Consider the following 25,678-nt stretch of genomic DNA (forward strand, 5'->3'; position numbering starts at 1 on the left):
AAGTCAATATTGTCGGAATTTATGATGAGAATAATAATTTTAGCATTGATATTCAGGCGTTAGGTCGCAGATTTGTAACTAAGTAAGCAAAGAGCGATTGCGAGGGGGGATACGTGAAATTATAATAAAAACCGGTTCTGATTTTTATAAAACACTCGAAAGGGGTGATAAATGGCAATCGCAGATCTGGATAAGCAACCCGATTCTGTATCTTCCGTGCTGAAAGTTTTTGGCATTCTGCAGGCGCTGGGTGAAGAGCGCGAAATTGGTATTACCGAGCTGTCGCAACGCGTCATGATGTCAAAAAGCACCGTTTATCGCTTTTTGCAGACCATGAAAACGCTGGGTTATGTGGCACAAGAAGGAGAGTCAGAGAAATACTCTCTGACCCTGAAATTATTCGAGCTGGGTGCGCGCGCGTTACAAAACGTTGATCTGATCCGTAGTGCTGACATCCAGATGCGTGAACTTTCACGTTTGACCAAAGAGACCGTACACCTTGGTGCGCTGGATGAAGACAGTATCGTCTACATTCATAAAATCGACTCTATGTACAATCTGCGTATGTATTCCCGCGTCGGTCGTCGTAACCCATTGTACAGCACGGCTATTGGTAAAGTTCTTCTGGCATGGCGTGACCGCGAAGAAGTGAAGGAAATTCTTGGCGGCATCGAGTATAAACGCAGCACCGACCGTACTATCACGAATACTGATGAATTGCTGGTACTGTTAGATAAAGTGCGTGAACAGGGGTACGGCGAAGATAACGAAGAGCAGGAAGAAGGCCTGCGCTGCATCGGTGTTCCGGTGTTTGACCGTTTTGGCGTGGTGATCGCGGGCTTGAGTATTTCATTCCCGACGCTGCGCTTTTCGGAAGAACGTTTACACGAATATGTGGCGATGCTGCATACGGCAGCGCGTAAGATTTCTGAACAAATGGGCTATAACGACTATCCGTTCTAATCAGAAAAATTGCCTAAGTGCAAAACCCCAGGTATTGCGTACCTGGGGTTTTTTAATGAATAAAATTAGCGCTATTTTGCGTAAATAGCATAGAGAATGTACTACCGCTATCTTAACCGTTATCGATAACGACAGTACTTTTGCGTAATACAGGGCAATCTGAAAGGCCAATAAGGCCGCTGTTTGTGTGGACATATTGTGCGGTGCTGGTCCCGCGAGCGGTCAGATATTGGCATTGCAGACCCAGACCGGCCGCATTCTCTTTACTCCCAATCAAAACTCCATAGCCGCTCAGTAATAAACCGATCCAAACCAGAGCTAACAACACAATAGCGCGGATTATCAGACGCATTACAACCTCTTATCTTTTCTCGTTATTAGTAGATTAGCCTGTACATGGGCTGAAACAAGTCAATCATTCCTAAAAAGATGGAATGCCGTTACAGTTAACGCTGGGTTTAGGTAACGCATGATAATTTATAGACATAAGATGTAGAGTCGAAGAGTGGAGCTGGAGTGAAAAAAATACGCTGGGTGGTACTGATTGTTGTCGTGCTGGTATGCATATTGATGTGGGCGCAGGTGTTTAACATCATGTGCGATCAGGACGTACAATTTTTCAGCGGTATTTGTGCCATCAATAAATTTATTCCCTGGTAAGCGCATTTTTACAACAGTTGATTACCTTCTTGTGCGGCAGTGGTAAACTACGCTGTCTACATTGAGGTGGTGAAATGAACGAAGTTTTGAATTCTGGCGCGTTGAGTTTTGCGTCTTTAGCGGTATCGGTGGTGGTTTTGGTTGTTGGGCTTGTGTTGTGGTTTTTCATTAATCGGGCAAGTTCGCGTACTAACGAGCAGATAGAACTGCTTGAAGCATTGTTAGACCAGCAAAAAAGACAGAACGCATTACTCCGTCGCCTTTGTGAAGCTAACGAACCAGAAAAAGCGGCAGAACCTGCAGCGGTCACCGCGAAGGATGACGATGATGATATCATCCGCCTGGTAGCTGAGCGCTAAAAACAGTATGTCAGGATGAAGCTCTGCTGATGCTGTGCGCAGATACTTCATCCTGTCGTCAACATGTCAGATCATTTTCTTCTGCTTTGCCCGCGTAATTAGCGTTCCGGAGTCGCCTGTAATCTGAGTATTTTCAGATACTCTAACCAATTAATATCTTATGTCCGGTCTGTTATAAATATATTTTCCCATACGTTAAAAATATGATTATGTCATTTTTGTGATAACGATCGTCTTATTAACAGCGAAACGTTTCTCTTACTTTTTTTGTGCATTGTCATCATTCTTTCATTATTTTAGTGCAAAAACAGAAGGCGGATCTCATTTTTACGCTTGTGACATTTTATGCATTACTAAGCATAAAAAATGATATCCGCCAGACCCTGTGACAGATAACCTGGAACAACCGAAGCTATTGAGCTATGGTAGAAATGTCCCTGTGACGGTGCAAGCCTGACGGGGCAAGGGGAGAGAGGTGACAATATAACTCTGCTTGGTCTGGCGCATAACTGTGCAGTCGTTGTTTGATGAAAGACAGGATTTGTGCGACCGATCGAGACACGTTTAAAAATGGCTTGCCATTATTTACGTTGTATGTGATAACACGTTTTGGGTTAAACGAGGTACAGTTCTGTTTATGTGTGGCATTTTCAGTAAAGAAGTCCTGAGTAAACACGTTGACGTTGAATACCGCTTCTCTGCCGAACCTTATATTAGTGCCTCAAGCAGTAATGTCTCAGTTTTATCTATGTTATGCCCGCGGGCGAAGAAAATACTCTAAGGAATTTTGCAAATGGCAAAGATTAAAGGTCAAGTTAAGTGGTTCAACGAGTCTAAAGGTTTTGGCTTCATTACTCCGGCTGATGGCAGCAAAGACGTGTTCGTACACTTCTCCGCTATCCAGGGTAACGGCTTCAAAACTCTGGCTGAAGGCCAGAACGTTGAGTTCGAAATTCAGGACGGCCAGAAAGGTCCGGCTGCTGTTAACGTAACAGCTATCTGATCGACACCACTGATTTGATGCGCTCATGCGCAACCATCTCAGATATAAAGCCTCGCTTATGCGGGGCTTTTTAATTCAAATTACGTCAAAATATTTCTGAAAGCCCATCCATTAGCGCTTTGTTGCAAAGGCGTGATGTTCGTAGCATAGTTTTCCCCGCATTCTCGCAGCATTTCTCGTTAAATCAGACACCTGAAAAACTATCATGCGGGAGTCCTGGTGAAAAAGAAAAACGACATAGATGCGCGCAATTTTACTCCCGTACGTTTTGCCCTGCTTTGTGTGGCGATATTATTAAGTCTGGGATTGCTGCTGGGTCGGGTGGCGTGGCTACAAATTGTCACGCCGACAACTCTGGTAAAACAGGAAGACATGCGTTCGTTACGCGAGGTAACTATAGCCTCGCCACGCGGAATGATTACCGACAGAGAAGGGCGACCGCTGGCAGTAAGTGTCCCGGTGAATGCCGTCTGGGCAGATCCTAAAACCATTATTAGCAAGGGTGGCGTGGGCTACAACGAACGTTGGCAGGCGTTAGCAAAGACTCTGAACATTTCGCTCAGTTCTCTGGCTGAGCGCGTTAACAGTAATCCTGCGGGACGCTTTATTTATCTGGCGCGCCAGATCTCACCTCAGCAGGCTGAATGGGTCGATAACCTTAATCTTCCGGGGATCAATCTGCGTGAAGAATCCCGTCGCTTTTATCCCGCCGGACATGTTGCGGCTAATCTCATTGGTTTCACTAATATTGATGGTCAGGGTATTGAAGGTCTGGAGAAAAGCTTCAATAGCCAGTTGATGGGCAAACCCGGCTCCCGTCTGGTCCGTAAAGACAAATTTGGTCATGTCATCGAAAATATCACCGAAGTAATGCCGGTGCCTGCACACGAATTACAACTCAGTATTGATGAGCGTTTGCAGACGGTTACCGAAGACGCGCTGGATAATGCCGTGACGTGGAATAAAGCGGAGTCAGGGGCAGCTGTACTGGTCAATATCGCTACTGGCGAAATTCTCTCCATGGCAAGCTTCCCAGATTTTAACCCCAACAATCGTGACGGCGCGGTACTGGATGATTTTCGTAACCGTGCCATTAGCGACACCTTTGAACCCGGCTCAACCGTAAAGCCGCTGGTGATTATGACCGCGCTCCAGCAGGGGATTGTGCAACCGGACAGCGTAATTGATACCCATCCTTTTAATGTCGACGGACATCGTATTCGTGACGTCGGATTTTACCCTGAGCTGTCGCTTACCGGCATTTTGCAGAAATCAAGCGATACGGGTGTATCACACCTGTCGTTAGCTATGCCTGTGCAGAAATTGCTGGATACCTATAAGCGTTTTGGTTTTGGCGATCCAACCGGGTTGGGATTAACTGGTGAAAGCAGTGGTTTAATGCCCCAACGCCGCTACTGGAGCGATTTGGATCGCGCGACCTTCGCATTCGGTTATGGGCTGATGGTGACGCCGCTCCAGTTGGCACATGTCTACGCCACTATCGGTAGCTTTGGCATCTATCGGCCTCTTTCTATAACGCGTATTGATCCGCCGGTAATAGGAACGCGGGTGATGCCGGAGGCACTGGTTCATCAGGTTGAACATATGATGGAAAGCGTTGCGTTACCCGGCGGTGGGGGAACTAAGGCGGCGGTCAGGGATTATCGGGTTGCGGTAAAGACCGGGACGGCGAAAAAAATCGGTGATGATGGTAAATATGTTGATAAATACGTGGCCTATACGGCAGGCGTTGCGCCAGCGAGTGACCCGAAATTCGCGTTAGTCGTGGTTATTAATAATCCACAAAACGGTGCTTACTACGGGGGGGCTGTCTCCGCGCCGGTATTCAGCCAGATTATGGGAGATGTCCTGCGCCTGGAAAATGTTAAGCCAGATGGCATGCCTGCCGACTCCGATCATCTGCTGGTGATGCATGGCGACAGTGGATCCTCGCCAGCGCTGTAAGTTATTTTCCCGGGGCGCAATTCGCGTTACACTTGCGCCCTCAAATCACCTGCCGGAGTTGTCATGTCGTTTTCCTGTCCTCTTTGCCACCAGCCTCTTACTCAAACGAAAAACAGTTTTATTTGCCCTGAGCGGCACCAGTTTGACGTGGCGAAAGAAGGGTATGTCAACTTACTGCCAGTTCAGCATAAGCGGTCGCGCGATCCGGGTGACAGCGCTGAGATGATGCAGGCGCGCCGGGCGTTTCTTGATGCCGGACACTATCAACCACTGCGCGACGCGATTGTGAAGGTGCTCACAGAGAGGCCAGGTTCAGAAAACGCGGCGATTCTGGATATCGGCTGTGGAGAAGGGTATTACACCCATGCCTTTGCTGATACGCTGACTGGCGGCAAGACCGTTGGCCTCGACGTCTCTAAAGTGGCGATTAAGGCCGCAGCCCGCCGTTATCCGCAGGTAACCTTTTGCGTGGCTTCCAGCCATCGTTTGCCGTTTGCCGATGCGTCCATGGATGCCATCATCAGGATCTACGCGCCCTGTAAAGCGCAAGAGCTGGCTCGCGTGGTTAAACCGGGTGGATGGGTAATCACCGCCACACCAGGGCCGCGGCATTTAATGGAGCTGAAAGGGCTGATTTATGATGAGGTGCGTTTGCATGCGCCACATACCGAACAGCTGGAAGGTTTTGTTCTGCAGCAGAGTATTGCGCTGGGCTATCAGATGCAGCTCCAGGGCAGCGAAGCCGTTGCATTACTGCAAATGACACCGTTCGCCTGGCGGGCAAAACCGGAAGTGTGGGAAACGCTGGCAGGAAAGACGAAGTTTGACTGCCAGACAGATTTTAGTATTCATATCTGGCAGCGCCTGAATTAAGCGTGGAAGTGTGCCCAGAGGATCTGGGCGCCGATACCAATCAGTACCACCCCGCCCAAAATTTCAGCTCGTTTGCCCAGCATCGGACCAATAAAACGACCGATCATCATGCCGAGCGTGGACATAATTAACGTGGCGCAGCCGATGGCCAGCGCAGTCGCAATGATGTTAACCTGCAGGAATGCCAGACCCACCCCGACGGCCATCGCATCGAGACTGGTGGCAATGGCGGTGGTGACCAGCAGCCAGAATCCATGACGGCGCTGCGGCTCTTCATCTTCATCACCGTTGTCGCGAAAACCTTCGATTATCATTCGCCCACCTAAGAAAATCAGCAGAATGAAAGCGATCCAGTGGTTCCACTCCAGTACAAATTTGCTGGCCAGCATACCCATACCCCAGCCAATCAGCGGGGTCAGGGTTTCAACTGCGCCGAAAATAAGACCGGTGCGCAGCGCTTCAGAAAATTTGGGTTTATGCAGGGTGGCACCTTTGCCAATTGACGCAGCGAAAGCATCCATCGACATGCCAAAAGCAAGAAGTACAGTAGCGGTGAGATTCATAACAGCGTCCTGACCGGGGTATCCATAAAACACATCACTGCCCCCAGTAACCATGCATACAGATTGAAAACACGAAATATATCGTGCCATTCAGGTATGCATTGCAGTTGATGTGCCTATGGTCTCGCCTGACTGAAACTGTATGTTCAGTCCGTACGCGCCACGTTTTTCAACGAGTATGTTGACACGTACATTTCCGGAGTCTGGAAATCGGCTACTCCCCAACGACGGGCGCAACCTTAACATATTTTGAGAATATAAAACAAGAAACAGGGAAATAATATTTGACTTTTAATTGAAAACGATTTTCATTTAGATTTATTTATAAATAGAACGTTAAAATAAATAACATTACGGGCGGGGTAATATAGCCTTAGCTATGTTTTGTTTTCATTAATATATGAAAAACATAGTTCAGGCTATCTTGTTAACTTACTGATTTGAAATAAGAAGCTTATATATTTTTTCGAGATCGTCTATATTTCGTACGCGAACAAGCAATCTACGCTGTTCTAATTGCATCACCAGCACGCCGTCTTCTGATAAATTCATCTCTTTAATGCGGTTATATTCAATCCAGACGTTAGCAAAGAAAAAACCTTTTTGCTTGAAGATGATTTTCGGCGTACGGATCCAGAACAGATACAACCCCATCAACACCAGTGCACATAATAACCATGTGGTGAATTGCGCCCCGTGGCTAGTGACGTTGTTGTAGATAAGAATAGCTACCAGGCCAATGAAGATAACACTGTCAACACGGCTGCGAGGAAGCAGGGCGACCGTCAGCAGAGTAGGGCCATTACGGCGGGGCATGATGAACTGATCGTAAATGGCATACGCCAGCAGCGAAAAGATAAAAAGAACCAGCACCAGGTCCGTGATAGTCATGAATCCTCAACCCTCTAAATAGAAAAACCGGGGGCAAGCCCCCGGTGATGTACAACAGTCTTACAGGCCGAGCAGGCCGACAGCGTAGCCCGCGATACCGATGACGAAGAAGCCAACGATAATCCACAGCGGGTTCACTTTCTTACGCAGTAGCCACATACAAGCGAAAGTCAGCAGCAGAGGAACCAGGCCCGGCATCAGCTGGTCAAGGATAGTCTGCACGGTGGTAACGCGAGTCTGGCCATCCTGACCGGTGATAGTGGAGACCACCAACGGGATGTTCACGTGCGTCCACTTGTTAACCAATGCCCCCATGACAAACAGGCCGAGGATTGACGCCCCCTCAGTCAGTTTCTGCAGGAAGCCGCCGCCCATATCTTTAACGATATCGACACCTTTACGGTAGCCGTATGCCACACCGTAGTAACGGGTAGCCAGACGCACCAGGTTAAACAGGATGAAGAACAGCAGTGGCCCAAGCAGGCTGCCGCTCATCGCGATACCTGCACCAAGCGCGGCAAATACCGGACGTACGGTACCCCAGAAGATTGGATCGCCAACGCCTGCCAGCGGTCCCATCAGACCCACTTTGATACCGTTGATAGCACCATCGTCAATCTCTGCGCCGTTGGCACGCTGCTCTTCCATCGCCAGCGTAACGCCCAGCACAGGTGCGGCTACGTACGGATGGGTGTTAAAGAATTCCAGGTGACGCTTAATAGCCTGCTTACGTGCATCGTTGTTTTCCGGGTACAAACGGCGGATAGCCGGTACCATGGAGAAACAAAAACCCAGCGCCTGCATACGTTCGAAGTTCCATGAACCCTGAAACAGGTTAGAACGAATGAACACGCCACGAATGTCACTCGGAGTGAGTTTTTTCTCGGTGGTAGTTTTAGTCATATCAACCATTTCGCTCACCTGCTAGTCCAGTTCGTTATCAAGATCGTTGTTACCAGCTGCCTGAACTGGCGCACCGGCGACGCGGTTATATTTCGGGCTCAGCTGAATGTAGAGGATTGCCATCACAGCGCCAATCACACCCAGAGCAACCAGGTTGAAGTTAGTAAATGCCGCGGTGACGAAGCCGAGATAGAAGAACGGCATCAGGTAGCCCGCGCGCATCATATTGATGACCATCGCATAACCAACCACTACGATCATGCCACCTGCGATGTTCAGGCCGCCGGTGACGACTTCCGGAATGGCGTTGAGCATGCTCTGAACTTCACTGGTACCTACAGAAATCGCCACGATTACCGCCGGGATAGCGATACGCATAGCCTGCAGGAACAGTGAGGATACGTGCAGCCAGGAGAGCGCCGTCAGGTTGCCGTTTTCGGCTGCCTTATCCGCTGCGTGCTGGAATGCTACGGTGATGGTACGAACGATGATGGTCAGAACCTGGCCTGCTGCTGCCAGCGGGATAGCCAGCGCGATACCGGCACCAATACTTTGGTGACCCGCGATAACCAGAACGGTAGAGATAATTGACGCCAGTGCGGCATCTGGTGCAACCGCAGCACCGATGTTCATCCAGCCCAGGGCGATCATTTCCAGGGTACCACCGATGATAATACCGGTTTTCATATCCCCGAGAACGGCGCCAATAAGCGTACAGGCCACCAACGGACGGTGGAACTGAAATTCATCGAGTACCGACTCCATACCCGCGATACATGCGACGATGAACACCAGCACAATCTGAAGAGTGGTAATCTCCATTGTACTTCTCCTATTGCTATACAGACTTAAGTGTGAAAACTAAGTAAATGCCAGGGAATTATTTCGCCTTGGCAATCAAATCCATCATTTTCAGTTTCTGATCGGTTGAAACTTTACGCGCTTCGAGCTCAATACCGCGTTCGTTGAGTTTTTTGAAGGCTTCGATGTCTTTTTCATCAACAGAAATTGCGTTGTTTACCTGTGTTTTACCCTGACGGAAAGCCATACCGCCAATGTTTACAGAGGTAATTTTCACACCACCTTCAACGATACGTTCCACATCGGTCGGGTTGGTGAACAACAGCATCACACGCTCGCCTGCATATTTCGGGTTGTTGTAGACGCGGATCATTTTCGCGACATCAACCACATGCGCCGTCACACCCGGAGGTGCTACCTGAGTCAGCAACGTTTTACGCACGGTATCGGCGGCAACTTCATCGCTGACGACGATAATGCGCGTTACGTTGGTTTCTTTGGTCCAGCGAGTGGCTACCTGACCATGAATTAAACGGTCATCGATACGCGCCAGGCCGATCTGCATATAATCGTTGGGGCCCATCGGTTTCGCCGGTGCTGCTGCTTTGGGTGCCGCAACGGGGGCAGGAGCGGCTTTTTCCACTGGTTTCGCTTTCAGCGCTTTCACGCCTTCGCTACCGGTTTCAACGGCCAGTGCCACTAATTCATCGAAGCTCGGGTTGTCATCACGCGCCATGAAGGTCTCGACCAGCATGGGAATGTTCACACCGGCGATAACTTCGTAATGCTCTTTATCGACGACAATGCGGCTCGCAGCGTTAAACGGGCTGCCTCCCCATGTGTCAACGAGAAACAGCACGCCTTTACTGGTATCGAGTTTTGCCAACTGAGCGTTGTACTTTTCGATCAGCGTTTCGGCATTTTCACCTGGAACGAAATCGATCCAGCCGACGTTTTCCTGCTCGCCTAACAGCATCTCTGCTGTCTTAAGTAACTGCTCTGCAGCCCAACCATGTGTGCCTATTACAATAGCAATGGTCACTTGCTACCTCCTTTATTATCGTTAACACATCAACGTGAAGATGTATTTGAATCGTCGTCCGCAATCGAATCGATTCAGATAAGGGTTACAAAGAAAAACCTATGATTTTCGTGAATTATTTTAGATATCGAAAAAAATATTTTATGTGATGAAGATCCGTAATTTAACTTCCGATGAAAAGAAATTTCGAAGGGTAAAATATCTCCGAAACAACTTATTGCAAAGGAAGGTAAATCTTTGCTAAAAACCGGTTGTCTCTGTTATGTTTAGCATCTGTTTAATTACTCAGGAGTATAGGGCAGTAGCCCACCATATGGATCGTCACCGACGTCATTTCACCCTCAGGCCGCTTTGCGCCTGTCAGATTGGCACTTTTTGCCACAAATTTTCTCTGCATAATGCTTTAACGCCTGAGATCCTCAGCGCGCAGTTTGGTCATTCCTTAAGCAGGAGCTTGTCATGGAATTATTAATGGACCCGCAGATTTGGGTGGGTTTGCTCACGCTTGTCGTTCTCGAAATTGTTCTGGGTATTGATAACCTGGTCTTCATTGCGATCCTGGCTGATAAGCTGCCGCCGAAACAGCGAGATAAAGCGCGTTTAATCGGTTTATCACTGGCACTGATTATGCGTCTGGGCTTGTTGTCCGTGATTTCGTGGATGGTGACGCTGACAAAGCCGCTGTTCACGGTAATGGACTATGCGTTCTCAGGGCGCGATCTGATTATGCTGCTGGGCGGTATCTTCCTCTTGTTCAAGGCTACGACAGAGCTGCATGAGCGGCTTGAAAACCGTGAACATGATACCGGGCAGACGAAAGGGTATGCGAGCTTTTGGGTTGTCGTAACGCAGATTGTCATCCTCGATGCGGTGTTCTCGCTGGATGCGGTGATTACTGCGGTCGGTATGGTCAACCATCTGCCGGTCATGATGGCGGCGGTCGTGATTGCTATGGCCGTGATGCTGCTGGCGTCCAAGCCGTTGACGCGATTTGTGAACCAACATCCGACGGTGGTGGTGCTGTGTCTGAGCTTCCTGTTGATGATTGGTCTGAGTCTGGTTGCCGAAGGGTTTGGCTTCCACATTCCGAAAGGCTATCTGTATGCGGCGATTGGCTTCTCGATCATTATCGAGTTGTTTAACCAGATTGCGCGTCGTAACTTTATTCGCCACCAGTCGGCACTACCGCTGCGTGCGCGGACTGCCGATGCAATCCTGCGTCTGATGGGGGGTAAACGTCAGGCCAGCGCGCAGATGGAATCCGACAATCCAGTACCTGTGCCCGTTCCGGAAGGCGCATTCGTGGAAGAAGAACGCTATATGATCAACGGCGTACTCTCCCTGGCCTCGCGTTCATTACGTGGCATTATGACGCCTCGTGGCGAGATTAGCTGGGTTGATGCGGACCTGAGTGTAGCGGAAATTCGCGAGCAATTGCTTTCGTCACCGCACAGCCTGTTCCCGGTATGTCGCGGTGAGCTGGACGAAATTATCGGTATCGTCCGTGCCAAAGAACTGCTGGTAGCGCTGGAAGAGGGTGTGGATGTGGCGGCGATTGCCTCTGCTTCTCCGGCTATCGTGGTCCCGGAAACGCTGGACCCGATTAATCTGTTAGGTGTTCTGCGTCGTGCCCGCGGCAGTTTCGTGATCGTCACTAACGAATTTGGTGTCGTGCAGGGGTTGGTTACTCCGCTGGACGTATTAGAAGCTATCGCCGGTGAGTTCCCGGATGCCGATGAAACGCCTGAAATTATTGCTGATGCAGGCGGTTGGTTGGTGAAAGGCGGTACCGATCTGCATGCGTTGCAACAGGCGCTGGACGTGGATACGCTGGTGAATGAAGACGAAGATATCGCGACGGTGGCAGGTTTAGTCATCGCGGCTAACGGTCATATTCCACGCGTCGGCGATGTTATCGAGGTTGCGCCGCTGAGCATTACGATTGTCGAAGCGAATGACTATCGTGTGGATTTAGTTCGCATTGTTAAAGAACAACCCGCTCACGACGAAGACGAGTAACCGGGCTAGCGAAACGGCATAACGGGCATACTATGTCGCCCGTTATGCCGGGCGGGCGGCGGGGTGCTGCCCGCCAGCCATTTCGGAAAATCTCGTAGCGGCATTGGCTTCGCATACAGAAAACCTTGCAATAAATGTACACCGTGCCGGCGCAAATGCTGTGCCTGCGCCTGCGTTTCAACCCCTTCTGCCACCAGTTCTATATTCAGTCTTTTTCCCAGCGCGATGATGATGTCTGTAACGGTTGAGTTCACGGCATCGGTACCGATCGCAGAAGTAAATGATTTATCAATTTTCAGTACATCTGGGCGGAGTTTTTCCAGCCAGGAGAGCGAGCTGTTGCCGGTGCCAAAATCGTCAATCGCCAGTTTTACGCCAAGGCGATTTAGCTCGCGTACAATCCGATAATCCACATCCAGTAACGCATCTCGCTCGGTAAGTTCGATGACTAACTGCTGAATGGGATGCTGGCTAAACCAATACTGGTTGAGATCTTTTAACAGCGTGCCATGGCGAAAATGGCTGGCGGCGACATTGATCCCGATATGAAACTGACTGCTCATGGGGAAGACGTGTCGCTGCTGAATGGTTTCTGCGATGACATGACGCGTCAGGGGCACGATCAGGTTGTGCTCCTCGGCGATGGGAATAAACACTTCGGGAGAGATCCAACCCTGACGCGGATTATTCCAGCGTAAAAGGATTTCCACCCCCATGCATTGCTGCGTTTGCGCATTGAGCAGCGGCTGGCAGAACAGCTCGAATTCTCGGGCGGCAAGGGCCAGATTAATCTCCCAGGAGAAACTCATTCTGTTGGCGGTTGCCAGCCACGCCAGGTACCCCATTAACAGACTGAGGATCACCGCCAGCGGCAGCTGTGTTGGCAGATGCTTAATCGCCAGTTCGCTGGCGCCCGGACCGGTAACGCTGATAGTAAACGGGAAATGCTGTGATGAAAGCTGGTAGCGTTTTTCATTCTTTAGCTCAGGTAGCGTATCGACAACACCTTGTCCGTAGAGCAGATGGCGATTGCCGACGCTTAAGCTGGCATGGGTGATTTGTGGCGGTTGGGGTTCAAGCAGCATCGACGACAATAAATCAATATTAACGATCTCCAGCACGCCATCTTCACCATCGGCAGAGGATGGATACCATTGCGCCAGAATCGGGCTGCCTTTAATTAGCGAATGGTCGGTAGACAGCAGCAGCTGCGGCTCCCGGCTGGGTAATTCAGGCTCCAGTTGACGAACAGGCACATTGCGATAACCAAAAATGCTGGAGCAATACAGAATCCCGCTTTGAATAAGGCTGATAGAGCGTACCGTTTGCAGCCTGGCAGCATGCTTGCTCAGCGGTAAACGCGCAACTGAGCAGGGGAGACCAATCAATGGCAACAGCACATCGCGTCCGGTCTGTAGGGGCAAAAGTACATGATCCAACTCTTCAACGGCGTGGTTGGCAAAGGTTACGGTATTCCGATGATTTAAATTACGCTCCGAAATAAATCGGGCCGTTAAAGTGAGGATAAGCGTCAGTAGGGCACATAGTGTGCAAACAATTAAGCGATTCCGGCGATAGTTTTTAATGATCCGTTGTGCTGTATGCATGCGGGCCGCCCGATAAGCCGTTGGTCACAAAAGCCAAAAGCAACAGAGCAAGTGTAGTGGGGAAAATTACAGTAGACGAGGAAGGGGAGATAAATTCGCCCATCCGTCGCAGATGGGCGAAAATTAAGTATTAGTCACATTGAACTTTGATTGCCAGACCACCACGTGACGTTTCGCGGTATTTGGCGTTCATATCTTTACCCGTTTCGTACATGGTCTCAATGACTTTATCCAGCGAGACGCGTGGCGCACTGGTACGGCGCATTGCCATACGTGCGGCGTTAATCGCTTTCACGGAAGCAATGGCGTTACGTTCGATGCACGGAACCTGAACCTGACCGGCAACCGGGTCACAGGTTAAACCGAGGTTATGCTCCATACCGATTTCTGCCGCAACACACACCTGTTCAGGACTTGCACCCAGCAGTTCAGCCAGACCGGCAGCCGCCATGGAGCAGGCCACGCCCACTTCACCCTGACAACCTACTTCTGCACCGGAGATTGAGGCGTTCATTTTGTACAGCGCGCCAATTGCACCGGCCGCCAGGAAATAGCGGGTGTAGATATCCGGGCTGACGGACTCAATGAAATGATCGTAATAAGCAAGGACCGCAGGTACGATACCGCAGGCACCGTTAGTTGGCGCAGTGACAACGCGACCACCCGCGGCGTTTTCTTCGTTAACAGCCAGCGCAAACATGTTCACCCAGTCGATTACGTTCATCGGATCGTTCGAGAGCTTGTCGCTGGAGACCAACATACGACGCAGGGCAGAGGCGCGACGCGGAACGCGTAGCGGACCTGGCAGCACACCTTCGGTGTTCATCCCACGATCGATACAGGCCTGCATGGTTTGCCAGACATGGCCAAAGTACTCTTCAATCTCTTTTTTGCTGTGCAGAGCAAGTTCGTTCTGCATCGCCATGCCAGAGAGAGACAGGCCGGTGCTGTTGCAGTATTCCAGCATTTCGGTCGCGGATTTGAACGGATAAGGGACGCTGACCTCGCCCGCGGTATCCTGACCAAAATGTTCTTCATCAACGATGAATCCACCGCCGATTGAGTAGTAGGTTTTGCTATAAATGACGGTTTCGCCATTGTACGCATGGATCTGCATGCCGTTTTCATGCAGTGGCAGGTTGCCGTTGTGAAAACGCATTCCGTCATTCTGCGGGAAATCCACTTCGTGTTGACCCTGCGCAAGCAGCAGGCGTCCACGCGTTTCTACGTCGCGGATAAATCCGGGAATGCTGTCAATGTCTACGGTAGCAGGCTCGTTGCCTGCCAGACCCATAATAATGGCGATATCGGTGTGGTGACCTTTACCCGTGAGCGACAGTGAACCATACACGTCGACGGCAACACGAGTAACGCTGTCCAGTAATCCTTTTTCGACCAGGTCATCGACGAACTGTTTACCCGCCTTCATAGGCCCTACGGTATGGGAAGATGAGGGACCAATCCCCACCTTAAACATGTCGAATAGACTAATCACGATAATACTCCTACAGGGCGACTGGGCTTTCCAGTAACGATGTTATAACTGCGCATAGTGTAAGAGGGAACGCGGCGATCGGCTTAACTATTCACATGAATTAAACTAATAGATAACCGCGGTTTTACTAATGTTGTGACCTGAGTTTCAAGTTGTCTATGGCGTGCGTAAAGATAAGTATAGTCAGGGCTTGACGCCAATTTGCAGAGCCAGCTCACGAATTATTCCGGCGGTCATTCCCCAGACGAAATATTGCTCATACCAGGAAAGCCAAACGCGGTGTGAATCACCACGGCGATAAATATCAAGCGGATGGTAACGCCCTAAATGCAGAGCCTGCGCCAGCGGCATTTCAAACACCGCGGAAACCTCATCTTCACTGGCGCGATACGGCAGATTAGGCGGGATAATGCCGACGACCGGGGTAACCTGGAAACCGGTGACGCTGTCGACCGGCGGCAGGACGCCGATCACCTCAACGCATGACGGCGGAATTGCCACTTCTTCATGCGCCTCGCGAAGGGCGGCGGCGATCAACGAGGCATCGGTGCTGTCCACCGCGCCGCCGGGAAAGGCGACCTGGCCGGCATGTTTGCGTAGATGAACGGATCGCTGGGTTAGCAGCAGACCCGGCTGTGGTCGGCGGACGACTGGGATCAGTACGGCCGCCTGACGCTGGTTTAACGCGGCATGATTGACCTGCGGGCGCAGGAGTTGGAAGCGCGATAAAAAATCATCAAGCGTCAGGCTGCTGTATTCCACGTGTCAATTCTCCAGTTGGTGCAAAATACGATTCACTTTATCAAATGTTTCCTGATACTCCGCGTCTTCCTGACTGTCCGCCACAATGCCACCACCTGCGGAACAATAAATGTGTCCGTTTGTGGCCGTCAGCGTGCGAATGGTGATGCTGGTGTCCATATTGCCGCAAAAGCTCAGGTAACCAATGCTGCCACACCAGGCATTACGTCTGTGCGGCTCCAGCTCATCTATAATTTCCATCGCCCGTACCTTCGGCGCGCCGGTAATGGAGCCGCCGGGGAAGGCGGCGCGCAGCAGGTCGCTGGCGTGCAAAGATTCTGGCAGACGTGCGGTAATGGTGCTGACTAAATGATGAACGGCAGGGAACGGCTCGACCACAAACAGCTCCGGAACCTGTACCGACCCCGGCACGGCAACGCGACCGATATCATTGCGCATTAAATCCACGATCATCAGGTTTTCCGCACGATCCTTTGGTGAATTCGCCAGCAGTTGGGCCTGCTCACGATCGGCATCAGCATCTTCACGTCTTGGCAGCGTCCCTTTAATAGGACGCGTCTGGATGTGCTGGTTTTCCAACAGAATAAACCGTTCGGGTGAAAGGCTGAGGATTGCGCCTTCCTCAAGACGAATGAACGCACTAAACGGCGCACGATTAGCGTGATTAAGTCGTACAAATGCCAGCCACTCATCGCCCTGATAATGCGCCTGAAAACGCTGGGCGAGATTGACCTGATAACAGTCGCCGCTGTGCAGATAGCGCTGTACCTGGCGGAATTTTTCGCCATACTGCGCGCGACTCATATTGGATTGCCACGCAGAGGTTAAGGCAAACGGTTCACGCGTTGGCGGTTGTTGTGCGTCGAGCCACTTCCGCCGCGCCTCGACATCGGTATGGCTGAGCAGGGATACGGTTTGCAACTGATGATCGACAATCAGCGCCCAGTCGTAAATGCCGACGGCCATATCCGGCAGGGCAATATCGCGCGTGGCAATCGTGGGCAGCGATTCAAATCTTCTGCCAAGATCGTAGCCAAACAGACCTAACGCGCCGCCCTGAAACGGCAGATTGGGGTGATTGCCCGGCTGAATCCCCCGTGCGCTGAGCGCTGAATGTAATACCGTCATTGGGTCATCAAGCGTGCGTACGGTTGCGTGTCCGTCATGGACAACGGTCTCTTCAGCGCGCGTAACCAGCGTGGCGACGGGATCCGCCACCAGAATATCAAAACGGTTATGTGGATGGTCAGCATGACCCGAATGCAACAGCATCGCCCAGGGGAGATGGCTTAAGGTCGAAAAATAGCGTTCAGCGGCGTCCTGACGCCAGGGTAAAGTGATTACAGCGGGAGATAACGTCTTCATCAGTCCTGACTCGTTGCTACTCTACTGGCTAACTGCCCGGTAGCATGAAATAATTAGCGCAGACAATTTAGCAGGAGTTAACAATGTTTGCAGGTTTACCTTCACTCAGTCATGAGCAGCAGCAAAAAGCGGTCGAGCGTATTCAGGAACTGATGTCGCAGGGGATGAGCAGCGGACAAGCGATTGCTCTGGTAGCTGAAGAGTTACGCGCCAGCCATACCGGCGAGCGGATCGTGGCGCGTTTCGAAGATGAAGACGAGTAACGTTGCTTAAACTGCAGCGATAATCTTGATCTCTACTTTGTATTTCGGGTTCATCAACCCGGTCTGGACCGTACAACGTACCGGCGCATGACCGGCAACGACCCACGCGTCCCAGGCTTTGTTCATCGCGGCAAAGTCACTTTTGTCAGCCAGAAAAAGGGTGGCATCAAGAATACGTGACTTGTTGCTGCCCTGTTTTTCCAGAACTGCGTCAATTTGCGCCAGCGTATTCGCCGTTTGTTCAAAGGCGTCTGCATCCAGGTTTTCCGGTACACCGGTGTAATACAACGTGTTGTTATGGATAACCACGTCGGACCAACGCGCTTCGGCATCAATGCGCACAATCGTCATAAATCATTCCTCATTTACGTTTTTCATAATGGCTTCAGGTTGCGCCAAGACTGCCATAATGTTGCGCCTACGTCACCTCTTCAACTGGCGAAAGACCCGCTGGCCTGACATAATCCCTGTTCAAATGAACAGGGGGCAGTGTGACGGACGATTTTGCAGCAGACGGTCAGTTGGCTAAAGCGATACCGGGTTTTAAACCGCGTGAACCACAGCGGCAGATGGCCTTCGCCGTTAGCCATGCCATTGAAAAATCACAGCCGCTTGTTGTCGAAGCCGGAACCGGAACGGGGAAAACCTACGCTTATCTTGCACCTGCGCTGCGTGCGGGTAAGAAAGTCATCGTCTCTACCGGTTCAAAAGCGTTGCAGGATCAGCTTTACAGCCGCGATCTCCCGACCGTCGCTAAAGCGCTTGAATTTACCGGCAAACTGGCGCTGCTGAAAGGGCGCTCCAACTATCTGTGTCTGGAACGCCTTGAACAGCAGGCCCTGGCGGGCGGCGACCTGCCGGTACAAACCCTAAGCGATGTCATCCTGCTGCGCTCCTGGTCAAATCAAACCCTTGATGGCGACATCAGTACCTGCGTCAGCGTGGCGGAAGATTCTCAAGCCTGGCCGCTGGTAACCAGCACTAACGACAATTGTCTGGGCAGCGACTGCCCACTGTACAAAGAGTGTTTTGTCGTCAAAGCGCGTAAAAAAGCGATGGATGCAGATGTGGTAGTGGTCAATCACCATCTGTTTCTCGCTGATATGGTGGTGAAAGAGAGCGGGTTTGGCGAACTGATCCCCGAAGCTGACGTGATGATTTTCGATGAAGCGCATCAGTTACCGGATATCGCCAGCCAGTATTTTGGTCAATCGCTCTCCAGTCGTCAGCTGTTAGACCTGGCGAAAGACATCACCATTGCCTATCGCACCGAGCTGAAAGACACTCAGCAGTTGCAGAAATGCGCCGACCGCCTGGCGCAAAGCGCCCAGGATTTCCGCCTGCAACTTGGCGAGCCGGGCTATCGCGGCAATCTGCGCGAACTGCTGGCTGACCAGCGCGTACAGCGCGCGTTTTTGCTGCTCGATGACACGCTGGAACTGTGTTACGACGTGGCGAAACTGTCTCTTGGGCGTTCGGCGTTGTTGGATGCCGCGTTTGAGCGCGCCACGCTTTATCGCACCCGTTTGAAGCGCCTGAAAGAGATTAACCAGCCAGGCTTCAGCTATTGGTATGAATGCACCTCCCGCCATTTCACCCTTGCGCTGACGCCGCTCACCGTGGCGGATAAATTCAAAGAAGTGATGGAACAAAAGCCGGGCTGCTGGATTTTTACCTCCGCGACGCTGTCGGTAAACGATGATCTTCATCATTTCACCGCGCGGCTGGGTATAGATGACGCCGAATCGATGCTGTTGCCGAGTCCTTTTGATTACACACGTCAGGCGTTGCTCTGCGTGCCGCGCAATCTTCCGCAAACCAACCAGCCGGGAGCCGCGCGCCAGTTAGCGTCTATGCTGCGTCCCATTATCGAAGCAAACAATGGTCGCTGCTTTATGCTGTGTACCTCACACGCGATGATGCGCGATCTGGCAGAACAATTTCGCGCCACCATGACGCTGCCGGTCCTGTTGCAGGGTGAAACCAGTAAAGGGCAACTGTTACAGCAGTTTGTCAGCGCAGGGAATGCGTTACTGGTTGCCACCAGCAGTTTCTGGGAGGGGGTAGACGTGCGTGGCGATACGCTGTCGCTGGTGATTATCGATAAACTGCCGTTCACTTCGCCGGATGACCCGCTGTTAAAAGCCCGGATGGAAGACTGTCGCCTGCGTGGCGGCGATCCCTTCGACGAGGTTCAACTCCCGGATGCGGTGATCACCCTGAAACAGGGGGTAGGGCGACTGATTCGTGACGCAGACGATCGCGGTGTGCTGGTAATTTGCGACAACCGCCTGGTGATGCGGCCCTATGGTGCTACCTTCCTGGCGAGTCTTCCGCCTGCGCCACGAACGCGTGACATTGCGCGCGCGGTTCGTTTTCTTGCCATACCATCGACTGAGTAATTTGTTACGGAGTGTGGTAAGATGCGCGCCAAATTTATTGATCTGATCACAAACACCCATGCGAATTCTGGCTATCGATACCGCCACAGAGGCGTGCTCTGTTGCCCTGTGGAATGACGGTACTATCAAGGCTCATTTCGAGCTTTGCCCACGAGAACATACCCAACGAATTTTACCGATGGTTCAGGAGATCCTGTCCGTTGGCGAATTAGCCTTATCCGATATCGATGCCCTGGCGTTTGGTCGCGGTCCCGGCAGTTTCACCGGCGTACGTATCGGAATTGGCATTGCTCAAGGGTTGGCGCTAGGCGCGAATTTACCGATGATCGGCGTCTCCACCCTGGCGACCATGGCGCAGGGGGCCTGGCGTAAGTCTGGCGCCACCCGCGTACTGGCGGCGATTGATGCGCGAATGGGCGAGGTTTACTGGGCCGAATACCAGCGTGATGAAAATGGCATCTGGCGCGGTGAAGAAACTGAAGCCGTGTTAACGCCTGAACAAGTACATGAACGCTTGCTGCAACTATCTGGCCAATGGGTCACTGTCGGGACGGGCTGGCCTGCCTGGCCTGAACTCGGTAAAGACAGTGGCCTGACGCTGAGCGATGGCGGTGTTCTGCTGCCGGCGGCTGAAGACATGCTGCCTGTCGCCACGCAAATGCTGGCTGCCGGTAAGACCGTGGCGGTTGAACATGCTGAACCGGTTTATTTACGTAACACCGTAGCGTGGAAGAAACTTCCCGGTAAAGAATGAATCTTAGTAGTACATCCCCGGTTAATTCGCGCAGTCGTCAGTGACCCGCATTGTGAGTTTCCCGGGGCAGGCGCTAAGAAGAGGGAGTCGCAATATGGCGGTGCAAAAGCAGGTAGTGAAAGGTGTGTTGGCGGGCGTATTGGCGTTAATGCTAAGTGGCTGCGTCACCATCCCGGATGCGATCAAAGGCTCAAGCCCTACGCCGCAGCAGGATCTGGTGCGGGTGATGAATGCGCCGCAGCTGTATGTCGGACAGGAAGCGCGCTTCGGCGGCAAAGTGGTGGATATTCAGAACCAGCAGGGGAAATCCCGTCTGGAAATCGCCACCGTGCCTCTCGATAGCGGTGCGCGACCCGTGCTGGGCGAAGCCTCTCGCGGGCGAATTTATGCTGATGTAAACGGCTTTCTCGACCCGGTGGATTTCCGGGGTCAACTGGTTACCGTCGTCGGTCCGATTAGCGGTACAGTGGACGGAAAAATTGGCAGTACGCCGTATAAATTCATGCTGATGCAGGTAACCGGTTATAAACGCTGGCATATTACTCAGCAGATTATTATGCCGCCTCAGCCGATCGACCCCTGGTTCTACGGTGCGCGTGGCTGGCCTTACGGTGGCTACGGCGGCTGGGGATGGTACAATCCCGGCCCGGCACAGGTTCAGACCATAGTAACCGAGTAACTCTTTGTTTTATTAGTAAAAGAAACAGCGGCTCGTCCGCTGTTTCTGCATTAACGTGGATATAAGAAAAATAAATAGTGACGTGCTTCGCAACCTTGTCGTTGTGTAATAAACAAACTGGTACGCTGAGTTAATATTATGTTAACAGTTTGTTTATTGCCTGGGGTTGTGATGACGACGAATATGCATTTTAGAGGTGATGTATTGAAAAAGGTTTGGCTTAACCGTTATCCCGCTGGTGTCCCTGCGGAGATCAATCCTGACCGTTATCAATCCCTGGTGGAACTCTTTGAACACTCAGTAAGGCGCTATGCCGATCAGCCCGCGTTTGTAAACATGGGGGAGGTGATGACCTTCCGCAAGCTTGAAGAGCGCAGCCGGGCGTTTGCGGCCTATTTGCAACAAGGGCTCGGGCTGAAAAAGGGCGATCGCGTCGCGCTGATGATGCCGAACCTGCTGCAATATCCGGTCGCCCTGTTTGGGATTTTACGTGCCGGCATGATTGTCGTGAACGTGAACCCCCTGTACACGCCTCGCGAGCTGGAACACCAGCTCAATGACAGCGGCGCGTCGGCGATTGTCATCGTGTCTAACTTTGCTCACACGCTGGAGAAGGTGGTCGATAAAACGTCGGTGCAACACGTGATCCTGACGCGTATGGGCGATCAACTTTCTACCGCCAAAGGGACGCTGGTTAACTTTGTCGTGAAGTACATTAAGCGCCTGGTGCCAAAATATCACCTGCCGGATGCCATCTCGTTTCGCAGTGCACTGCAAAACGGTTATCGCATGCAGTATGTGAAGCCCGAAGTGGTGTCGGAAGATCTGGCGTTCCTGCAATATACCGGCGGGACAACCGGTGTGGCGAAAGGCGCGATGCTCACGCACCGCAACATGCTGGCTAACCTTGAACAGGTTAACGCCACCTATGGACCGTTGCTGCATCCGGGTAAAGAGTTGGTGGTAACGGCCTTACCGCTGTATCACATTTTCGCGCTGACAATGAACTGCCTGCTGTTTATTGAGCTGGGTGGTCAAAACCTGCTGATTACTAATCCGCGTGATATTCCGGGACTGGTAAAAGAGCTGGCGAAATACCCCTTCACCGCGATGACCGGCGTCAACACGCTGTTTAACGCGCTGCTGAATAACAAAGAGTTCCAGCAACTGGATTTCTCCTCGCTACATCTTTCGGCAGGCGGCGGCATGCCGGTTCAACAGGCGGTGGCCGAGCGTTGGGTGAAGCTGACGGGTCAGTATCTGCTGGAAGGCTATGGCCTGACGGAGTGCGCCCCGCTGGTGAGTGTTAACCCTCACGATATCGACTATCACAGCGGCAGTATCGGTTTACCGGTTCCTTCCACTGAGGTCAAGCTGGTGGATGACGACGATAACGAAGTGCCGCCGGGTGAGCCGGGCGAACTGTGCGTGAAAGGCCCACAGGTGATGCTGGGTTACTGGCAGCGACCGGATGCGACCGATGAAATCGTCAAAGACGGCTGGTTGCACACTGGCGATATTGCGGTGATGGATGATGAAGGCTTCCTGCGGATTGTCGATCGTAAGAAAGATATGATCCTGGTGTCCGGCTTTAACGTTTATCCGAATGAAATTGAAGACGTGGTGATGCAACATTCTGGCGTACAGGAAGTCGCTGCGGTTGGCGTTCCATCGGGCAGCAGCGGTGAGGCGGTAAAAATCTTCGTGGTGAAGAAAGATGCCTCATTAACCGAAGAAGCGCTGGTCACTTTTTGTCGTCGCCATCTGACGGGCTATAAAGTACCGAAGCTGGTGGAGTTTCGTGATGAGTTGCCAAAATCTAACGTTGGTAAGATTTTGCGACGAGAATTACGTGACGAAGCACGCGCCAAAGTGGACAATAAAGGCTGAGCGTTAAGTCAGCCAGCAGAAAACGCCGGGTAATCCGGCGTTTTTTTTGGCGTAAACCTAAGAGAGCACGATTTGAATTATCAAATGATCACTACGGACGACGCGTTGGCCACGCTGTGCGAAGCCGTCCGTGAATTTCCGGCGATAGCCCTGGATACCGAATTTGTTCGCACGCGTACCTATTATCCGCAGTTGGGGTTGATCCAGCTGTTTGATGGCAAACACGTTGCTCTGATTGACCCACAGGGGATCACTGACTGGTCACCACTACGCGATATTTTACGTGATACGGCGATAACCAAGTTTCTGCATGCCGGTAGTGAAGATCTGGAGGTGTTTCTCAATGCCTTTGGGGAACTCCCTCAGCCATTGATTGACACACAAATCCTCGCCGCTTTTTGCGGTCGTCCGCTGTCGTGGGGGTTTGCCGCGATGGTGGAAGAGTTTACCGGCATAGCCCTGGACAAAAGCGAATCCCGTACCGACTGGCTGGCCAGGCCGCTGACCGAGCGCCAGTGTGAATATGCGGCGGCTGACGTCTGGTATCTGTTACCGATCACCACAACGCTGATGGCTGAAACCGAAGCCAGCGGTTGGCTGCCCGCCGCGCTGGACGAATGTCGCTTAATGCAGCAGCGTCGCCAGGAGATTCTGGCACCCGAGGATGCCTGGCGCGAGATCACCAACGCCTGGCAACTGCGTACCCGTCAGTTGGCCTGTCTGCAACTGCTTGCCGACTGGCGGCTGCGTAAAGCGCGCGAGCGCGATCTGGCGGTAAACTTTGTGGTGCGTGAAGAACACTTATGGGCGGTGGCGCGTTATATGCCGGGCAGTCTGGGCGAACTGGACAGCCTGGGTCTTTCGGGCAGCGAAATTCGCTTCCACGGCAAGACGCTGATTTCTCTTGTCGAGAAAGCACAGGCTTTACCGGAAGCGTCGCTGCCGCAACCGCTACTGAATTTGATGGATATGCCAGGCTACCGCAAGGCGTTCAAAGCCATTAAGGCGCTGGTTGCCGAAGTCAGTGCGGAGCAAAATCTCAGCATCGAACTGCTGGCTTCACGCCGCCAGATCAACCAGTTGCTCAACTGGCACTGGAAATTAAAGCCGCAGCAATCCCTGCCTGAGCTGATTTCCGGCTGGCGTGGCAAACTGATGGCTGAGCGTCTCAACGCGCTGCTGTTGGAGTATCCGCAGTAAGCAAGCTAAAACGGGAGCCAGGTGCTCCCGTTTTTAATGGCACGGAGGTTAACCGCGCAGTGCCCGACTAATGGCCTCGCCAACCTGCTGTGTGGTGGCGTTACCTTTCATATCTGGCGTTTTCGGACCGCTGGCAATAACTTGCTCAATTGCCGCCAGAATGCCGTCGTGGGCGGCCTTATAGTTGGCATCACCGTTGCCAAGAAAGTCGAGCATCATCGCGCCAGCCCAGATTGTCGCGATTGGGTTGGCGATATTTTTACCGTAGATATCAGGGGCTGAACCATGTACCGGCTCGAACAGTGACGGGAAGGTGCGTTCCGGGTTTAAGTTGGCAGATGGCGCAATGCCAATTGTACCGGTACATGCCGGACCGAGATCGGAGAGAATATCGCCAAACAGATTGGAAGCAACTACGACGTCAAAACGTTCCGGCTGCATCACAAAGCGAGCACAGAGAATATCAATATGCTGTTTATCCCAGCGGATCTCGGGATAGTTAGCCGCCATCGCTTCGACACGCTCGTCCCAGTAGGGCATGCTGATGGCAAGACCGTTTGATTTAGTCGCTGAAGTTAGCGTTTTGCGCGGGCGGCTTTGCGCCAGTTCAAAGGCGTAACGCAGTATACGGTCGACACCACGACGAGTGAAGACCGACTCCTGGATCACCATCTCGTGTTCGGTACCTTCGCTCACGCGTCCGCCGAGGGAAGAGTACTCCCCCTCGGTGTTCTCACGCACGACGTAGAAATCAATGTCGCCCGGCTTTTTGCCTGCCAGCGGACAAGGGACGCCGGGGAACAGCCGCACCGGGCGCAGGTTAACGTACTGATCGAATTCACGGCGAAACTTAAGCAGTGAACCCCAGAGTGAGATGTGGTCCGGGACGGTGTCCGGCCAGCCCACGGCACCAAAATAGATAGCATCGAAGGATTGCAACTGTTCACGCCAGTCATCCGGCATCATCTTGCCGTGATGTGCATAGTATTCGCAACTGGCCCATTCCATTTGTTCAAAGCTGAGCGACAAACCCCAGCGTTCGGCGGCTGCCTGTAACACATGAATGCCTTCAGGCAGGACTTCTTTACCAATGCCATCTCCGGGGACAGCGGCAATACGACAGGTTTTCTTCATAGCAGCTCTCACTTGTACGCCATCAAAATTGACTTTCCCCTCATCCTATAATTGACTGAACGATAGTTAATCCCCCTAACTGGTG

At 51.9% G+C, this 25,678-nt stretch carries 27 protein-coding genes and 1 riboswitch; of the genes, 15 read left to right on the forward strand and 12 right to left on the reverse strand.

What is annotated here, in order from left to right; translation table 11 throughout:
• Nucleotides 1-171 precede the first annotated feature (171 nt).
• Nucleotides 172-963: a DNA-binding transcriptional regulator KdgR gene (kdgR, locus tag FDX14_RS01520; protein WP_137348904.1), complete on the forward strand. Its 792-nt coding sequence runs from the start codon at nt 172-174 to the stop codon at nt 961-963.
• A 112-nt stretch (nt 964-1,075) separates the two neighbouring features.
• Here kdgR and FDX14_RS01525 read toward each other — a convergent pair whose 3' ends face one another.
• The gene (locus FDX14_RS01525; protein WP_061381163.1) at nt 1,076-1,315 is read right to left on the reverse strand and encodes a YobH family protein; all 240 of its coding nucleotides are present in this window, start codon (nt 1,313-1,315) and stop codon (nt 1,076-1,078) included.
• Nucleotides 1,316-1,479: 164 nt separating this feature from the next.
• Between FDX14_RS01525 and mgrB the strand changes: the two genes are divergently transcribed.
• The 6 genes from mgrB to rlmA all read left to right on the forward strand — a co-directional run bounded on the left by mgrB (nt 1,480) and on the right by rlmA (nt 5,823).
• Complete coding sequence (mgrB, locus tag FDX14_RS01530; protein ID WP_003034977.1) at nt 1,480-1,623, forward strand: PhoP/PhoQ regulatory lipoprotein MgrB; 144 nt, start codon at nt 1,480-1,482, stop codon at nt 1,621-1,623.
• Nucleotides 1,624-1,697: 74 nt separating this feature from the next.
• Nucleotides 1,698-1,982 (forward strand): YebO family protein, encoded by a 285-nt coding sequence (locus tag FDX14_RS01535; RefSeq protein WP_061381164.1) that lies wholly within the window; start codon nt 1,698-1,700, stop codon nt 1,980-1,982.
• Nucleotides 1,983-2,619: 637 nt separating this feature from the next.
• On the forward strand, nt 2,620-2,763 hold the full coding sequence (locus FDX14_RS01540) for a DUF2627 domain-containing protein (protein WP_006684179.1): 144 nt from the start codon (nt 2,620-2,622) through the stop codon (nt 2,761-2,763).
• A gap of 12 nt (nt 2,764-2,775) precedes the next feature.
• Nucleotides 2,776-2,985: a transcription antiterminator/RNA stability regulator CspE gene (cspE, locus tag FDX14_RS01545; protein ID WP_001062678.1), complete on the forward strand. Its 210-nt coding sequence runs from the start codon at nt 2,776-2,778 to the stop codon at nt 2,983-2,985.
• Between the two features lie 219 nt (nt 2,986-3,204).
• Nucleotides 3,205-4,950: a peptidoglycan DD-transpeptidase FtsI2/PBP3(PARA) gene (gene ftsI2 / locus FDX14_RS01550; protein WP_061381165.1), complete on the forward strand. Its 1,746-nt coding sequence runs from the start codon at nt 3,205-3,207 to the stop codon at nt 4,948-4,950.
• A gap of 63 nt (nt 4,951-5,013) precedes the next feature.
• The gene (gene rlmA, locus FDX14_RS01555) at nt 5,014-5,823 is read left to right on the forward strand and encodes a 23S rRNA (guanine(745)-N(1))-methyltransferase (RefSeq protein WP_042307850.1); all 810 of its coding nucleotides are present in this window, start codon (nt 5,014-5,016) and stop codon (nt 5,821-5,823) included.
• Here rlmA and mntP read toward each other — a convergent pair.
• The 5 genes from mntP to manX all read right to left on the reverse strand — a co-directional run bounded on the left by mntP (nt 5,820) and on the right by manX (nt 10,023).
• Nucleotides 5,820-6,386 carry a manganese efflux pump MntP gene (gene mntP / locus FDX14_RS01560; RefSeq protein WP_137348905.1) on the reverse strand — a complete coding sequence of 189 codons (567 nt, stop codon included), beginning with the start codon at nt 6,384-6,386 and terminating at the stop codon, nt 5,820-5,822. The two genes, rlmA and mntP, sit on opposite strands and share 4 nt — an antisense overlap.
• A 135-nt stretch (nt 6,387-6,521) precedes the next feature.
• Nucleotides 6,522-6,621: riboswitch (yybP-ykoY riboswitch) on the reverse strand.
• Between the two features lie 197 nt (nt 6,622-6,818).
• On the reverse strand, nt 6,819-7,277 hold the full coding sequence (locus FDX14_RS01565; RefSeq protein ID WP_042307852.1) for a DUF986 family protein: 459 nt from the start codon (nt 7,275-7,277) through the stop codon (nt 6,819-6,821).
• A gap of 60 nt (nt 7,278-7,337) precedes the next feature.
• Nucleotides 7,338-8,189: a PTS mannose transporter subunit IID gene (locus FDX14_RS01570; protein WP_003833769.1), complete on the reverse strand. Its 852-nt coding sequence runs from the start codon at nt 8,187-8,189 to the stop codon at nt 7,338-7,340.
• Between the two features lie 12 nt (nt 8,190-8,201).
• On the reverse strand, nt 8,202-9,002 hold the full coding sequence (locus FDX14_RS01575) for a PTS mannose/fructose/sorbose transporter subunit IIC (protein WP_005122174.1): 801 nt from the start codon (nt 9,000-9,002) through the stop codon (nt 8,202-8,204).
• A gap of 58 nt (nt 9,003-9,060) precedes the next feature.
• A complete protein-coding gene (gene manX, locus FDX14_RS01580) occupies nt 9,061-10,023 on the reverse strand; it encodes a PTS mannose transporter subunit IIAB (RefSeq protein WP_005122176.1) in 963 nt (320 codons plus the stop codon).
• A 313-nt stretch (nt 10,024-10,336) separates the two neighbouring features.
• On the opposite strand from manX, the gene FDX14_RS25685 reads away from it, so the two are divergent.
• Both FDX14_RS25685 and yoaE read left to right on the forward strand, forming a co-directional pair.
• Nucleotides 10,337-10,495 carry a protein YoaL gene (locus tag FDX14_RS25685; protein ID WP_371924024.1) on the forward strand — a complete coding sequence of 53 codons (159 nt, stop codon included), beginning with the start codon at nt 10,337-10,339 and terminating at the stop codon, nt 10,493-10,495.
• Nucleotides 10,483-12,042 (forward strand): CNNM family cation transport protein YoaE, encoded by a 1,560-nt coding sequence (gene yoaE / locus FDX14_RS01585; RefSeq protein WP_137348906.1) that lies wholly within the window; start codon nt 10,483-10,485, stop codon nt 12,040-12,042. Before FDX14_RS25685 ends, yoaE begins: the two co-directional genes overlap by 13 nt.
• A gap of 5 nt (nt 12,043-12,047) precedes the next feature.
• Here yoaE and pdeD read toward each other — a convergent pair whose 3' ends face one another.
• The 4 genes from pdeD to pabB all read right to left on the reverse strand — a co-directional run bounded on the left by pdeD (nt 12,048) and on the right by pabB (nt 17,271).
• Nucleotides 12,048-13,649, reverse strand: a complete 1,602-nt coding sequence (gene pdeD, locus FDX14_RS01590) for a cyclic di-3',5'-guanosine monophosphate phosphodiesterase PdeD (protein WP_061381168.1) — start codon at nt 13,647-13,649, stop codon at nt 12,048-12,050.
• 130 nt (nt 13,650-13,779) lie between these two features.
• Nucleotides 13,780-15,144, reverse strand: a complete 1,365-nt coding sequence (sdaA, locus tag FDX14_RS01595) for an L-serine ammonia-lyase (RefSeq protein ID WP_042307858.1) — start codon at nt 15,142-15,144, stop codon at nt 13,780-13,782.
• Between the two features lie 183 nt (nt 15,145-15,327).
• Nucleotides 15,328-15,906 (reverse strand): CoA pyrophosphatase, encoded by a 579-nt coding sequence (locus tag FDX14_RS01600; protein ID WP_038641269.1) that lies wholly within the window; start codon nt 15,904-15,906, stop codon nt 15,328-15,330.
• A gap of 3 nt (nt 15,907-15,909) precedes the next feature.
• On the reverse strand, nt 15,910-17,271 hold the full coding sequence (gene pabB, locus FDX14_RS01605; protein ID WP_170973567.1) for an aminodeoxychorismate synthase component 1: 1,362 nt from the start codon (nt 17,269-17,271) through the stop codon (nt 15,910-15,912).
• 83 nt (nt 17,272-17,354) lie between these two features.
• Between pabB and FDX14_RS01610 the strand changes: the two genes are divergently transcribed.
• On the forward strand, nt 17,355-17,534 hold the full coding sequence (locus FDX14_RS01610) for a YoaH family protein (protein WP_003020986.1): 180 nt from the start codon (nt 17,355-17,357) through the stop codon (nt 17,532-17,534).
• A 6-nt stretch (nt 17,535-17,540) separates the two neighbouring features.
• Here FDX14_RS01610 and FDX14_RS01615 read toward each other — a convergent pair whose 3' ends face one another.
• Nucleotides 17,541-17,885, reverse strand: coding sequence for a RidA family protein (locus tag FDX14_RS01615; RefSeq protein WP_137348908.1), 345 nt, complete (start codon nt 17,883-17,885; stop codon nt 17,541-17,543).
• Between the two features lie 140 nt (nt 17,886-18,025).
• On the opposite strand from FDX14_RS01615, the gene yoaA reads away from it, so the two are divergent.
• The 5 genes from yoaA (at nt 18,026) to rnd (ending at nt 24,459) form a co-directional block, all read left to right on the forward strand.
• Nucleotides 18,026-19,936: a DNA repair helicase YoaA gene (gene yoaA, locus FDX14_RS01620; RefSeq protein ID WP_061381170.1), complete on the forward strand. Its 1,911-nt coding sequence runs from the start codon at nt 18,026-18,028 to the stop codon at nt 19,934-19,936.
• A gap of 58 nt (nt 19,937-19,994) precedes the next feature.
• On the forward strand, nt 19,995-20,690 hold the full coding sequence (gene tsaB, locus FDX14_RS01625; RefSeq protein ID WP_137348909.1) for a tRNA (adenosine(37)-N6)-threonylcarbamoyltransferase complex dimerization subunit type 1 TsaB: 696 nt from the start codon (nt 19,995-19,997) through the stop codon (nt 20,688-20,690).
• 94 nt (nt 20,691-20,784) lie between these two features.
• Nucleotides 20,785-21,369, forward strand: coding sequence for a Slp family lipoprotein (locus tag FDX14_RS01630; RefSeq protein ID WP_042307869.1), 585 nt, complete (start codon nt 20,785-20,787; stop codon nt 21,367-21,369).
• A 204-nt stretch (nt 21,370-21,573) separates the two neighbouring features.
• On the forward strand, nt 21,574-23,259 hold the full coding sequence (gene fadD / locus FDX14_RS01635) for a long-chain-fatty-acid--CoA ligase FadD (RefSeq protein WP_123261005.1): 1,686 nt from the start codon (nt 21,574-21,576) through the stop codon (nt 23,257-23,259).
• 84 nt (nt 23,260-23,343) lie between these two features.
• Nucleotides 23,344-24,459 carry a ribonuclease D gene (rnd, locus tag FDX14_RS01640; RefSeq protein ID WP_137348910.1) on the forward strand — a complete coding sequence of 372 codons (1,116 nt, stop codon included), beginning with the start codon at nt 23,344-23,346 and terminating at the stop codon, nt 24,457-24,459.
• A 48-nt stretch (nt 24,460-24,507) separates the two neighbouring features.
• On the opposite strand, the gene FDX14_RS01645 is transcribed toward rnd, so the two are convergent.
• Nucleotides 24,508-25,593: a tartrate dehydrogenase gene (locus tag FDX14_RS01645; protein WP_137348911.1), complete on the reverse strand. Its 1,086-nt coding sequence runs from the start codon at nt 25,591-25,593 to the stop codon at nt 24,508-24,510.
• Between the last annotated feature and the right edge of the window lie 85 nt (nt 25,594-25,678).

The organism is Citrobacter sp. wls710 (assembly GCF_005281115.1).
In the GTDB taxonomy this organism is placed as follows: domain Bacteria; phylum Pseudomonadota; class Gammaproteobacteria; order Enterobacterales; family Enterobacteriaceae; genus Citrobacter; species Citrobacter werkmanii.

Bases quoted from the DNA above. Each gene is read 5' to 3' on its own strand.
- kdgR (WP_137348904.1), top strand. From the start codon at position 172: ATGGCAATCGCAGATCTGGATAAGCAACCCGATTCTGTATCTTCCGTG.
- FDX14_RS01525 (WP_061381163.1), bottom strand. From the start codon at position 1,315: ATGCGTCTGATAATCCGCGCTATTGTGTTGTTAGCTCTGGTTTGGATC.
- FDX14_RS01535 (WP_061381164.1), top strand. From the start codon at position 1,698: ATGAACGAAGTTTTGAATTCTGGCGCGTTGAGTTTTGCGTCTTTAGCG.
- FDX14_RS01540 (WP_006684179.1), top strand. From the start codon at position 2,620: ATGTGTGGCATTTTCAGTAAAGAAGTCCTGAGTAAACACGTTGACGTT.
- cspE (WP_001062678.1), top strand. From the start codon at position 2,776: ATGGCAAAGATTAAAGGTCAAGTTAAGTGGTTCAACGAGTCTAAAGGT.
- rlmA (WP_042307850.1), top strand. From the start codon at position 5,014: ATGTCGTTTTCCTGTCCTCTTTGCCACCAGCCTCTTACTCAAACGAAA.
- mntP (WP_137348905.1), bottom strand. From the start codon at position 6,386: ATGAATCTCACCGCTACTGTACTTCTTGCTTTTGGCATGTCGATGGAT.
- FDX14_RS01565 (WP_042307852.1), bottom strand. From the start codon at position 7,277: ATGACTATCACGGACCTGGTGCTGGTTCTTTTTATCTTTTCGCTGCTG.
- FDX14_RS01570 (WP_003833769.1), bottom strand. From the start codon at position 8,189: ATGGTTGATATGACTAAAACTACCACCGAGAAAAAACTCACTCCGAGT.
- FDX14_RS01575 (WP_005122174.1), bottom strand. From the start codon at position 9,002: ATGGAGATTACCACTCTTCAGATTGTGCTGGTGTTCATCGTCGCATGT.
- FDX14_RS25685 (WP_371924024.1), top strand. From the start codon at position 10,337: ATGGATCGTCACCGACGTCATTTCACCCTCAGGCCGCTTTGCGCCTGT.
- yoaE (WP_137348906.1), top strand. From the start codon at position 10,483: ATGGAATTATTAATGGACCCGCAGATTTGGGTGGGTTTGCTCACGCTT.
- pdeD (WP_061381168.1), bottom strand. From the start codon at position 13,649: ATGCATACAGCACAACGGATCATTAAAAACTATCGCCGGAATCGCTTA.
- pabB (WP_170973567.1), bottom strand. From the start codon at position 17,271: ATGAAGACGTTATCTCCCGCTGTAATCACTTTACCCTGGCGTCAGGAC.
- FDX14_RS01610 (WP_003020986.1), top strand. From the start codon at position 17,355: ATGTTTGCAGGTTTACCTTCACTCAGTCATGAGCAGCAGCAAAAAGCG.
- FDX14_RS01615 (WP_137348908.1), bottom strand. From the start codon at position 17,885: ATGACGATTGTGCGCATTGATGCCGAAGCGCGTTGGTCCGACGTGGTT.
- tsaB (WP_137348909.1), top strand. From the start codon at position 19,995: ATGCGAATTCTGGCTATCGATACCGCCACAGAGGCGTGCTCTGTTGCC.
- FDX14_RS01630 (WP_042307869.1), top strand. From the start codon at position 20,785: ATGGCGGTGCAAAAGCAGGTAGTGAAAGGTGTGTTGGCGGGCGTATTG.
- rnd (WP_137348910.1), top strand. From the start codon at position 23,344: ATGATCACTACGGACGACGCGTTGGCCACGCTGTGCGAAGCCGTCCGT.
- FDX14_RS01645 (WP_137348911.1), bottom strand. From the start codon at position 25,593: ATGAAGAAAACCTGTCGTATTGCCGCTGTCCCCGGAGATGGCATTGGT.